15 protein-coding genes are annotated in these 11,713 nt (G+C 40.2%); 2 read left to right on the top strand and 13 right to left on the bottom strand.

Annotated features, from left to right (window positions below; genetic code table 11):
* Positions 1-33 precede the first annotated feature (33 nt).
* A complete protein-coding gene (locus V7108_RS15200; protein WP_335519426.1) occupies positions 34-960 on the top strand; it encodes an urea transporter in 927 nt (308 codons plus the stop codon).
* A gap of 194 nt (positions 961-1,154) precedes the next feature.
* Here V7108_RS15200 and V7108_RS15195 read toward each other — a convergent pair whose 3' ends face one another.
* The 9 genes from V7108_RS15195 to V7108_RS15155 all read right to left on the bottom strand — a co-directional run bounded on the left by V7108_RS15195 (position 1,155) and on the right by V7108_RS15155 (position 7,144).
* The gene (locus V7108_RS15195) at positions 1,155-1,373 is read right to left on the bottom strand and encodes a hypothetical protein (protein WP_335519424.1); all 219 of its coding nucleotides are present in this window, start codon (positions 1,371-1,373) and stop codon (positions 1,155-1,157) included.
* Positions 1,374-1,436: 63 nt separating this feature from the next.
* Positions 1,437-2,111, bottom strand: a complete 675-nt coding sequence (locus tag V7108_RS15190) for an urease accessory protein UreH domain-containing protein (protein WP_335568690.1) — start codon at positions 2,109-2,111, stop codon at positions 1,437-1,439.
* A gap of 70 nt (positions 2,112-2,181) precedes the next feature.
* Positions 2,182-3,006 carry an urease accessory protein UreD gene (locus tag V7108_RS15185; RefSeq protein WP_335568689.1) on the bottom strand — a complete coding sequence of 275 codons (825 nt, stop codon included), beginning with the start codon at positions 3,004-3,006 and terminating at the stop codon, positions 2,182-2,184.
* Between the two features lies 1 nt (position 3,007).
* A complete protein-coding gene (gene ureG, locus V7108_RS15180) occupies positions 3,008-3,619 on the bottom strand; it encodes an urease accessory protein UreG (protein WP_034675468.1) in 612 nt (203 codons plus the stop codon).
* A 15-nt stretch (positions 3,620-3,634) separates the two neighbouring features.
* Complete coding sequence (locus tag V7108_RS15175) at positions 3,635-4,321, bottom strand: urease accessory protein UreF (protein WP_335517267.1); 687 nt, start codon at positions 4,319-4,321, stop codon at positions 3,635-3,637.
* Positions 4,314-4,769: an urease accessory protein UreE gene (ureE, locus tag V7108_RS15170; RefSeq protein ID WP_335517270.1), complete on the bottom strand. Its 456-nt coding sequence runs from the start codon at positions 4,767-4,769 to the stop codon at positions 4,314-4,316. Before ureE ends, V7108_RS15175 begins: the two co-directional genes overlap by 8 nt.
* An 11-nt stretch (positions 4,770-4,780) precedes the next feature.
* Complete coding sequence (gene ureC, locus V7108_RS15165) at positions 4,781-6,493, bottom strand: urease subunit alpha (protein ID WP_335517272.1); 1,713 nt, start codon at positions 6,491-6,493, stop codon at positions 4,781-4,783.
* The gene (locus tag V7108_RS15160) at positions 6,490-6,819 is read right to left on the bottom strand and encodes an urease subunit beta (RefSeq protein ID WP_335517274.1); all 330 of its coding nucleotides are present in this window, start codon (positions 6,817-6,819) and stop codon (positions 6,490-6,492) included. The genes ureC and V7108_RS15160 overlap by 4 nt, the downstream gene beginning before the upstream one ends.
* Before the next feature lie 22 nt (positions 6,820-6,841).
* Complete coding sequence (locus V7108_RS15155; RefSeq protein ID WP_034675444.1) at positions 6,842-7,144, bottom strand: urease subunit gamma; 303 nt, start codon at positions 7,142-7,144, stop codon at positions 6,842-6,844.
* 311 nt (positions 7,145-7,455) lie between these two features.
* Here V7108_RS15155 and V7108_RS15150 point away from each other — a divergent pair, with 311 nt between their 5' ends.
* The gene (locus V7108_RS15150) at positions 7,456-7,878 is read left to right on the top strand and encodes an HIT family protein (protein ID WP_335509180.1); all 423 of its coding nucleotides are present in this window, start codon (positions 7,456-7,458) and stop codon (positions 7,876-7,878) included.
* A gap of 296 nt (positions 7,879-8,174) precedes the next feature.
* On the opposite strand, the gene V7108_RS15145 is transcribed toward V7108_RS15150, so the two are convergent.
* Genes V7108_RS15145 through phnD form a run of 4 tightly spaced genes read right to left on the bottom strand, consistent with a single transcriptional unit; the run spans position 8,175 to position 11,664 of the window.
* Positions 8,175-9,041, bottom strand: coding sequence for a PhnE/PtxC family ABC transporter permease (locus V7108_RS15145; protein ID WP_335509183.1), 867 nt, complete (start codon positions 9,039-9,041; stop codon positions 8,175-8,177).
* Entirely contained in the window at positions 9,041-9,826 is a 786-nt protein-coding gene (locus V7108_RS15140; RefSeq protein WP_335509185.1) for a PhnE/PtxC family ABC transporter permease, read from the bottom strand. Before V7108_RS15140 ends, V7108_RS15145 begins: the two co-directional genes overlap by 1 nt.
* Complete coding sequence (gene phnC / locus V7108_RS15135; RefSeq protein WP_335568688.1) at positions 9,816-10,604, bottom strand: phosphonate ABC transporter ATP-binding protein; 789 nt, start codon at positions 10,602-10,604, stop codon at positions 9,816-9,818. Before phnC ends, V7108_RS15140 begins: the two co-directional genes overlap by 11 nt.
* A gap of 28 nt (positions 10,605-10,632) precedes the next feature.
* Entirely contained in the window at positions 10,633-11,664 is a 1,032-nt protein-coding gene (phnD, locus tag V7108_RS15130) for a phosphate/phosphite/phosphonate ABC transporter substrate-binding protein (protein WP_335509189.1), read from the bottom strand.
* Between the last annotated feature and the right edge of the window lie 49 nt (positions 11,665-11,713).

The raw sequence follows: 11,713 nt of genomic DNA, 5'->3' as shown, positions 1-11,713 counted from the left end.
TTATTTTCAAGTCCCTTTAGGACCGCAGAGGAGTTGTTATCCATAAATAAGAACAAATGGAGTTGGCTGTTTTTAACATCCCTAAAGGGAATTTCTCAAGTCATTTTTATTGAGAATGCTATCTCGGGATTTATCATTTTGATGGCGATTACCATTGCATCGTATTCTTTAGGAATTATCACATTTCTATCAAGTTTAATTGGAACATTAATTGGTAAGGCAGGCGGTGCAGAAGAGGAACAGGTTAATCGGGGATTATTTGGGTATAATTCCGTTCTTACAGGAATGGCGCTTTATTTATTTTTACAAGGTGATGAACGATGGTTCATTGCCCTGGCTGGGTCCGCGATTGCTGCTTTATTTACAGCAGCAATGGTGCACGTTTTTCGACCATCCGGTATACCGATTTTGACATTCCCTTTTATTGCTCTAACTTGGCTTTTGTTGCTCACTACTTACAGACTCGTTTCTTTTAAGATCAGTCCAGAGCTTACGCCACAATCGTTATCGAGTTGGACGTTAAATATTAAGGGAGAGACCGATTGGCTTGAGGGAGCCGTAAATGGTATCGGGCAAATTTTCTTCCTTGAGCATACCCTTTCCGGTATTTTGCTTTTTATAGCTGTTTTTTGGGCAGGATGGAGATTAGGTGTGTATGCGGTAATAGGCAATATTGCTGCTTTGTTAACATCCTACAGCCTCGGTGGAGAACACTCATTAATTTTTATCGGGCTTTATGGATATAATGCCATTTTAACGATTCTTGCCGTATCGGTTGTATTTAAGGGAGACTCCCGGTATGGAAAAATAACTGGAATTATTGCCGCTTGTTTAACCGTTCCAATTACAGCTAGTATTGTAACATTGCTTTTGCCATATGGACTCCCGGCACTAACCATGCCTTTTGTACTTTGCACTTGGATTTTCTTAGGAGCCAGGAAAGTACTGCCTAACATATAAAGAACAAAAAGCGCAAGCGCCCTGTTCAGCGGCGTATGGCCTGGAGCGCTCCAACTGAGATAAAGGAAACACGAAGAGCCGGAGGCGATTCGATGTTGACTTATCGTAGGGCGGAGAGCGAAGGACACTAGCCGCTAGGGCGCTGGAGCTGGATTAAAAATGGCTGTCTCAAAAGGGATTGAGACAGCCATTTTTTATTTTTCCAATTGGTCACCATATATAGTAACTATCTTTGATTCAATGGCACTAACCTGTTCTTGATCAAGTGTTTGTTTCGGATGTGGATTATACCAATGTATTTTGTTATCATCAATCATTCCTTTATATTCATTTCCTTCTACATTTAAGGAAAAATGCGGATGTTCATGAACGGTTCCCTCGAATAAACGATTTATTTCAAAATCTTCAAACATGTCTTTTCCTCCTTTTTTCAGATGGTTGGAGTTTCTCCCATTTGAATACCGAATATGCGGCGACTAGACCCAAAGACTAAACAACCCATCGTTGACGCCTAGATTGTACATATAATAAAAACCAAAAATAATACTGATCGTACCTGTGGTTAAAATCAATCCTTTGCTTGCGGCCATTCGATTCATGCTCAAAATAAATGGAATTCCGATAATGGTGGTAAAAATCAACATGCCGATTACCGTACCTAATCCAAACACAATCATATACATAGCACCCTGCCATACAGTATCAACCGTGCTCATGGTAAGAAGGACCATGGCCCCGCTGCCGGCAATCCCGTGAATAAATCCAATGAAAAGGGATTTATAATATGTACCTTTTTTTACCTTTGTCAGGTTAATGATATTTTCATCGTGATGATGAGAATGATTTTGTTTTTTGCGGATGGACAACATCGCAGCAATACCTAGGTACACCAGCATAATTCCTACCAAAAATTCTAAAGTCAGTGACCACTTTTCCGGAATATCATTTTTCATCACAATAAAGATTAAACCAATAACAAAAAGTGTTACTGTATGGCCTATTCCCCAAAAAACGCCGGCAAGTGAGGCTTGCCATAATTTTTTACTTTGGCTTGCAATGGTAGTAACGGCAATCATATGATCAGGTTCCATGGCATGCCTAATGCCCAAAATAAAGCCTAACGCTAAAACTGAAAATAACGTAACTTCCATTATTTCTTCCTCCCCAAAAGCAATCTCTACTAGTTCTTCGGCAATTTTCTGTAATTGCTCAGTTCATGCATTAATATTTTCTAAGTGAATATTGTTTTGTTTGAAACCATTCCTGACTAATATGCCTGTGAAATTCCGAAAAGATCCTTTCAATCACTTGTGTCGTATTCGCGAATACCCGAACAGTAAATCCGGATACTGGCAGTAAGGACAGTCCAACTTTATAATCCAATGTATTCATATCAAGAATGGAATATAACTGGTCAAGAAAAGAACTATTCATTTGCTTACAAACGACGAACATTGACCCTAAATGGGTAAATCCTTCCATAAATCCAAGTCCCCTGATATTTTGCAGTGCAGGCTTCAAATGTAAATGATCATAAACCACTAATTCATCATCCATATAGATTTCATTTAATAACTGAACAGTTTTATAGCTAAACCGCTCTCCTTCTGGTGACCAACCCGGAGTAATGATATCTGAATAAAGTAAGGTGGCTGATTGATCCATTCGGAATACATTTTTTTGTTTGTAATGTGCATTTTGATAGGCAATTAATGGATCAGGAAAATACTCTAGGTAACTTCCAGCCTGCAAGGATATCTCTGATTCTTGGTAGGCGAAACGATTTGGCGTCTTATAAACCTTTGTCGCTCCCTGGGTGGTTAAGGTTAATTTTGCATTTTCCCCCACCACTATCTTCATTTGATAGCGGTCCCCATCTAAATAGCCGCCTCCGGGATTTAATAAATAGTAACATGCCCTGCCGGAATCATCATGATAAACAGGGCGCATTACCTTAAATGCACCCTGATAATAAACATTTTTTGCAACAGTCTTCCCTTTTCTGTCTTCCGCATTTAAATGCAAAACACCTGTCCATTGTTCCATTTTACGCTAATCCTTTTAATAGAGCGTTCTGCTTCAACCAATCAAGGACATTATCCAGCCCCGCTTCATCTTTTAAATTGGTGAAGGCAAACGGCTTGTCCCCGCGGAACTGTTTCGTGTCGGATTCCATAACTTCAAGACTTGCACCGACATGTGGTGCCAAATCGGTTTTATTAATGATAAATAAATCCGATTTAATCATTCCCTGTCCGCCTTTTCTCGGGATTTTTTCCCCTTGGGCCACATCAATAATATAAATGGAGAAATCAACCAGTTCAGGGCTGAACGTTGCAGCAAGATTGTCCCCGCCGCTTTCCACAAAAATCAATTGTACATCTGGATGTTTTTCTTTAAGTTCATTGATGGCGGCAAAATTCATTGATGCGTCTTCACGGATGGCAGTATGCGGGCATCCGCCGGTTTCCACCCCAATAATACGATCGGCTGGCAGGACTCCGTTTTGCATTAGAAATTTCGCATCTTCTTTTGTATAGATATCGTTTGTCACCACTGCCATACTGATTTCCTCATTTAAACGCCGAGTAAGTTTTTCAACCAACATCGTTTTTCCTGCTCCGACTGGTCCGCCTACTCCAACTTTAATTGGTTCCATAAAAAACACTTCCTCTCATGACATAAAAATTCGAATATTTACACGTTCGTGCCTCATTTGCGATAACTCGATACCAGGTGAAACGATACCAAAATCTTCTTCACCCAACTGCCCGATAGCCGCAGCGGCATCCACTAAAACAGGTTGAATCTCACGAATGATTTTCTGTCCAGCTGTCTGGCCCAAAGGAATACCTCTTACTGCATTTTGAACGAGACTGGAAACGACAGAATACAGATAAAATAAAACGGTTGTCGATTTGGAGACACCAAGATTGTGAGCAACCATTGTAAAAACAATGGCTGGGTGACCAAATGACTGCTTTTCTGTAATTCGTTTTCTATAAGGCAAGAGGGCAGGTATTTCATATAAGGATTGGACAAGTTCTAACATCCGTTCCCCCATCCTCATGCTGCCCTCCCTCGTTTCACGAGGCAAATTTTGCACGGTCAACATTCTGTCTAATTTCCATACCTTTTGGAAATCCTCATCCTCTAATGCTTGGTACACAAGATGACATGCCAGCCCATCGGAGTTTAGGAGCTGTTCTTGAATAAACACCTGCAGCCATTGCGAAAATGTTTCTACGTTATGTACCGTTTCCTCTTGGATATAACTTTCTAGTCCATAGGAATGACTAAAGGCACCTGTAGGAAAATTGGAATCACATAGCTGAAAGAGTGCAAGAATTTTATCATCCATGGCTATGTCCAATATGTCGAAAAGCCTGTTTTACTTTTCGCTTTTCACGTTGGTAGGGAATCTCCAGTTCATTTAATAGTTCCTCCACAAGGTAATCATATTGAACCATCATGCTATCATCTTCAAATTGGGCTGGAAGATGTCTATTCCCTAACTGATGAGCAATTGTCCCCATTTCTTTGATACTCCGGGGAGTGATGACTAATAAATCGTCTGCAACCACGTCAATAACAATCATATTTTTATCATCCATATAGAGTACATCTCCAGCAACAAGATCACGTGGACCTTTTAACCGAATCCCGATTTCCCGTCCGTGGTCAGATGTCACTCTTTGAATTCGTTTTACCAAGTGATCACTCTCAAGGTATACTTTTTCGATATGCCTTCTTATAATTTCTTCCTTTTCCATGTGTTCAATATTGGTTTCGACTCTTTCGATCAGCATACTTTCTCACCTCAAAATAGAAAATAACGTTGCGCCATCGGTAGTTCTTTTGCCGGCTCACTGGTAATCAGCTCTCCGTTGACTCTAACCTCATATGTTTGCGGGTCAACAGATAATTCAGGGGTTTCTGAATTCAGTTTCATGTCTTTTTTCGTTAACTTTCTGATTCCATGTACCGGCATGATCATTTTTTCTAACCCAAGCTTTTCATGGACTTTATCTTCATAAGCTGCTTGCGATATGAATGTAATCGAACTTTTTTGCAATGCTTTCCCAGTAGTAGCATACATAGGACGGCTAATAATTGGCTGCGGTGTTGGAATCGATGCGTTCGCGTCTCCCATCATTCCATGAACAATCATTCCACTTTTGATGACCAACTCTGGCTTAACACCAAAAAACGCTGGAGACCACATAACTAAGTCTGCAATTTTTCCTACTTCAATCGACCCGACATAATCGGAAATTCCATGGGTGATCGCAGGATTGATTGTATATTTTGCAATATAACGCTTTGCCCGATTATTATTAGAAAGCTTATTATCCCCTTGAAGATAACCTCTTTCTTTTATCATTTTATCGGCTACCTGCCAGGTTCTTAGAACTACCTCACCAATTCGCCCCATTGCCTGCGCATCGGAGCTCGTCATGCTAAAAATGCCCATATCCTGCAGGACATCTTCTGCCGCAATGGTTTCCTTTCTAATCCGTGAATCCGCGAAGGCAAGATCTTCAGGAACGGATGGATTCAAATGGTGACAAACCATAAGCATATCTAAATGTTCATCAACGGTGTTAATCGTATATGGCAATGTAGGATTTGTTGAAGAAGGCAGTACATTCATATAGCTGGCCGATTTAATTAAATCGGGCGCATGACCGCCGCCGGCACCTTCTGTATGGTACATATGAATAACACGGTCTTTTAAAGCCGCCATTGTATTTTCAACAAACCCTGATTCATTTAGGGTATCTGCATGAAGTGCCACCTGTACATCAAATTTGTCAGCAACTGACAATGTATGATCTAGTGCGGAAGGTGTTGCACCCCAGTCTTCATGAACTTTTAACCCGATGACACCAGCCCTAATTTGTTCGGCCAACGGTTCCTCTGTTGCAGCCTGCCCTTTTCCTGTTAAGCCAACATTGATTGGCAGACCCTCGACCGCTTCAAGCATGCGGTGGATATTCCATTCTCCAGGAGTAACAGTTGTCGCTCTTGAACCAGCAGAAGGCCCTGTTCCGCCGCCAATTAAGGTGGTAAGTCCTGCAGTTAGGGCAACTTCGACTTGAGCCGGGTTAATGAAATGAACATGGGTGTCAATTCCCCCTGCGGTTACAATCATCCCTTCACCAGCGATAATTTCAGTTGAAGCCCCAATAACAATATCGACCCCATCCTGTACTAATGGATTTCCCGCTTTGCCCATGGCAGCTATTTTACCGTCACGAATCGCAATATCAGCCTTGTAAATTCCTGTATAATCTAAAATGACCGCATTGGTAATAACTACGTCAGGGATGCCATCACCACGAGTGACGAGAGGATGTTGTCCCATTCCATCACGAATGACTTTACCGCCGCCAAAAACGACTTCTTCACCATAAGTGGTATAATCTTTTTCAATTTGAATGATTATATCGGTGTCCGCTAACCGAATCGAATCTCCAGTAGTGGGACCGAACATTTGGGCATATTGCTTCCTCTGCATTTCAAAACTCATTTGTGATTGCCCCCTTCTAAAGCCCCATCCGTTTTATTGTTAAAGCCGTAAACCCTGCGCTCTCCTCCATATTGAACCAGCTCAACTTCCTTTTCATCACCCGGTTCAAAACGGACTGCCGCACCGGCAGGAATATTTAACCTTTTTCCATACCCTTCTTCTCTGTTAAATTGTAAGGATTCATTCACTTCAAAAAAATGATAGTGTGAACCGATTTGAACTGGCCGGTCACCTGTATTTGTGACCTTCACTCGAAAAAGGTCTTTTCCCTCATTGCAAATAATCGGTTCCTCTTTTAAAAATAATTGACCTGGTTCCCATTCCATTCGGGTGCCCTCCTGCCTCTAGTTAACGTATTGGATCGTGAACAGTTACTAATTTTGTTCCATCAGGAAAAGTAGCTTCTACCTGGATATCGTCAATGATATCTGCAATACCTTCCATTACATCATCTCGTGTCAATATGGTTGCTCCATATTCCATTAATTCTGCTACGGTTTTCCCATCCCTAGCACCTTCTAATACTTCGTATGTAATGAGTGCGACGGCCTCAGGGTAATTTAGCTTTAATCCTCTATCCCATCTTCTTTTTGCGAGGTCAGCTGCCACAACAATCATAAGTTTGTCTATCTCACGTGGTACTAGTAACATCATCCATCCTCCTTTATTAAATCTTTATTAAAAATCTACACCCTCCATATAATTGCCAAGTAAAGGAAATTTAAACCAAATATTTTTACTTGATTTTTGACTCTCAATTGTATTGGAAGAAATCCCTTTTTATAGTCATATAGCTCCTGTTTTTAGCCGAATAGGTTTCGGATACTACAAATGGTATTGTGATATACTGATAATGAGATTGATTCTGGTCTTTCGTTGCCACAGGGACGGTTCTCCTGGCACTTTTGAACCAGGAGAACCGTCCCTGTGGCTGATAACTAAATAAGTGAGGATGAAAAAGGATGGAATTGAACAAAGAATGTATGTATTGCATGGAAGATGAAAGACGTGACAACCTGATGATTGAAATTGCGAAGCTGGATGTTTCTACAGTCTTCCTTTTTAAAGAACAGACGTATACTGGTCGATGCAACGTCGTTTATAAAAATCATGTAAAAGAATTATTTGATCTTGATCAAGATGAATTAGCCGCTTTCATGAACGATGTAAAAAAGGTTGCCGCTGCAGTAAACAAGGCTTTCGAACCTGGTAAAATTAATTATGGTGCTTATGGCGATACAATGCATCACCTACATATGCATATTGTTCCTAAATACGAAGGCAAAGAAAACTGGGGATCAACGTTTGAAATGAACCCTGGGAAAACGTATCTGACTGACAATGAATATCAGGATATGATTAGAAAAATTAAGGAAGCTTTATAAATCCATAAAAAATAACAAGGCATGATTCAGCTATCGTTGAATCATGCCTTGTTTATGAAGCCCAAAAAACTTTGAAATTAGGAAAATGGACCTCATGAAGGTTTTATAAAGCCCATAATTAATCAAATCGCTTTACATTAAGATTTCTTTGATTCAGACTCATCCATTATTGGCTCGGTGCCCGCAGCGTGTCTATAAAACGTGTTGTCCGCCTATCCAATAAAAAAGCTGACCGTAAACATCGTAATTGCACTCATCATAATAGTCATATGGCGCATTGCAACACGATCGGCAGCTTACCCATTCACCTTGAGCTTCTTTTTAAATCGAATCGCTGCCAATTCCAGAAGGATGGCAATAGCTAAGATAAAATAGGTTATGGCCCCAATTTCCCTAATGTCTAAGTAGAAACTGCTCGCCATAAACATGTCAAATCCGATGCCGCCAGCACCTGCTGCTGCTCCCATAGCGATGGCAACCGCGAAGTTGATTTCAAATCGAAGAAACGTCCAGGAAATCATATAAGTGAGAGAGGATGGAATAACCGCTTGAAAAATAATCTGCCACCAGTTTGCTCCACTCGCTTGAAGGGCCTCGATGACTCCCTTGTCTAATTCCTCAAAGGACTCAGAATATGCCTTTACTAAATAGCTTACCGAATGGAACGTCATTCCAATGACAGCAGCTACACTTCCGAGGCCTGCCGCCACCGCAAAAATTAACACCCACAAAACAGTCGGAACTGCTCTTATAAAAGCAACTGCTCCCTTAATCACAGAAGAAACTCGTTTATTCGTCAAATTTTCAGCAGCCAGTAATCCCAAAAACACAGCGATGATAGCTCCAAACAATGTGGTTAAAAAAGCTAGACCCAACGTGACAAACACCTGATAAAGTGCATGAGTAAAGGTAAAATGTTCAAGATGAGGTTCTAGAAACATTGCTTTTAGATTCGCAAAAGTAGTTAAAACTGCTTCTCCAAAATCAAGCTGTTTGTAGTTAAAACTAAAAAATGCGTAAAAGGTTAAAAGTGCTAAAATGCTCAGTGTACTTCTTATGACCACAGTTGATTTAGTCAAAGTTTTAATTCTTATTTTCTTTTGCAGACGGTGATTCGGGTCCAGTAATTGTTTGGCTGAGGTTAATTGTTCATTTGCTTCCATTACAGAACCGCCCTTCTGACGTAATTAGATACCGATTCAATGAATAATATCGCAACGATAATAACGACAACAACCAAAGAAGCAACATCATAATTTAAACTTTTATAATACAAGTTAAATGTAAACCCAATCCCTGAGCCGGTAAGCAGCCCGATCAGGGTGGCACTTCTTATATTTGTTTCTATCATGAATAAGATCCAGCTGATCATTTGTGGAAGGCCTGATGGGATCACAGACTGAAAGATAATCGAAAAGTAGCTTGCACCAGTTGCTTGTAGTGCTTCAACAGAGCCACTGCTTACCTCATCAATGGTTTCAACAAAAGCTCTTGTTAAAAAGCCAAACGAACCAAAAAACAAGGCAAAATAACCTGTTAATGAACTTTGACCAAATGAAAATAGTAGAATCATAGCCCAGGCTGCCACATCGATATTTCGAAAAATAGTCGCAATTCCTCTGCTAATACCTCCAAAAAAGGCGTTCACTCTTGTCGTATTCGAACCAAGAATCGCAAATAGTAAGGCAAAAACAGCTCCCGTAGTGGTTGCCGCAATCGAAACCAACAGCGTTTCGATTAACTTATCCAGAATATCAGGAAGCTTCGTTAATGATTCTTGCGTTGGATAAAAGTTTGCCACTCCCCATTCAACTGCTTTTGGTAATGAGGTAAATCCTTTAACGATATTGTACTCGGTGATGATAATGGCTAGTAACGTGACAGCACTTAAGATGGCGAGAAATCCCAACGTATTGCGTTTCTTTTTCACAAAATAATTAGCCTGCATGGATGCCTCCTACATCAAAAATAAGATCTTCAGCTTCAGAGCCGTAAATACGCTGAATATCTTCTTTTGTAATGTTTTTAGGCGCGCCATTATAAACAACTTGACCACTGTTAATACCAATGATTTTATCCGAGTACTTCAATGCCACATCCACTTGATGCAGATTTACTAAAACGGTAATGCCCATGGTCCTTGAAATGTTTCTCAAGTGATCCATAATGATCTTTGCCGAATTCGGGTCAAGTGAAGCAATGGGCTCGTCACACAAAAGCATCATTGGATTTTGAATAAGAGCACGAGCAATTCCAACTCGCTGCTTTTGACCGCCGCTCAATTGATCCGCCCGTTTATAGATGTGTTCTTCTAAACCAAGAACATGTAGAATGTTAAATGCCTGTTCCTTTTCTTCTTGACTATAAAGGCCGAGGACTCCAGCCAATGTTGATTTTTTCCCCAAATTGCCATGAAGCGTATTCTCAATGACACTTAAGCGATTAACTAGATTATAATGCTGAAAGATCATTCCGATTTTCGTTCGGATTATTTTTAAGTCCTTTTTCTTCAGATTCATCACGTTCATGTTATCAAAAATAATTTCTCCGCTCGTTGCACCAATCATTCGATTAATACAACGAAGGAGAGTAGATTTCCCCGCTCCTGATGGACCGATGATTGAAACAAACTCTCCTTCATTTACAGAGAAGTTAACATCCGATAACGCCCTCATATCACTACCAAATTGTTTGGACACATGATTTACTTCTAATAAGGCTGTCATAGGTTAACTCTCCTTGCTATTTGGTTAATTATTTTGAAAGCTCACGAATTGGGTTGAACCAAGCATCCTCTACTTCAACTAAACGCTCGTCAGCTGATTTCTTAAATAATCCTGAAAACTCAGAATCCTCTGGAACGAATATTTTTTCGTTGTTCGCAATTTCATCTGAAGTCATGATTTCAAGAAGTTGACCTTTAAGCTCTTCATTCATAGTCTCTGAATTGTAAACAAATGGTGCATTTAATACTGGAGTAACGGAGATAAGTGAAAATTCTTTTCCAACAACCGTGTTGAATGGTTCCGCTGCATCACCTTTTACTTTATAAACCGCACCAGGTCGATTTTCTTCACCATCAGCCAGTTCCACATAATTGTTCACACATGTATCACAGAAAGCCGCTACATCCGCTTTTCCTGATAATAGATTAACTGCAGAACCCTGGTGAGAACCTCCGTATAAAACTTCGCTAAAGAATTTATCTTCGCCGCCTTCAAGCAAATCTTCTGCTGTTAAGTCTTTAAACTCTCCCATTTTACTGAAGTAATCAACGATTCCTGTTGATGGAACCTTAAATCCTGAAGTGGAACTATTCGATACAAAGGAGAATTTCTTGCCTTGAATGCTGTCGATTACAAACTCATTGCCATCCTTATATTCATCAACATTGTCTTTATTTACGGCTAACCAGCTATAATAAACTGCATCATCTAAAGTACCTGACGCACCAGTTGGGACCACCAAAGGAAGAACTTTTTCATTTTTGTTATGCGCTTCAATGTAACCTTGAGCTCCTAAAAAAGCCATATCTGCGTTTCCATTGGCTACTGCTTCAATGGCAACAATATAATCTGTCGTTGTTTTGTGCTCGACCCTTTTACCTGTTTTCTCTTCGATTATTTTTCCAATTTCATCACGAGCTTCCGTAAGATCTGTCCCAGATTCATTTGGAAGCCAAGCAATGGTGAGGGAATCTTTATCACCAGCTCCCGCAGAAGCTGAACAACCTGCAAATACGACTAACATAACGATAGAAAGTAAAAATAATAACGTCCTTTTCATCTTCAAACTCCTCGCTTTTTTTAGTATTTGGCCACTTCCATACTGTACC

The organism is Neobacillus vireti, from assembly GCF_036962345.1.
Lineage (GTDB): Bacteria > Bacillota > Bacilli > Bacillales > Cytobacillaceae > Neobacillus > Neobacillus vireti_A.
The sequence above is the reverse complement of the archived record's forward strand: the minus strand, read 5'-3'. Positions and strand labels throughout refer to the sequence as shown.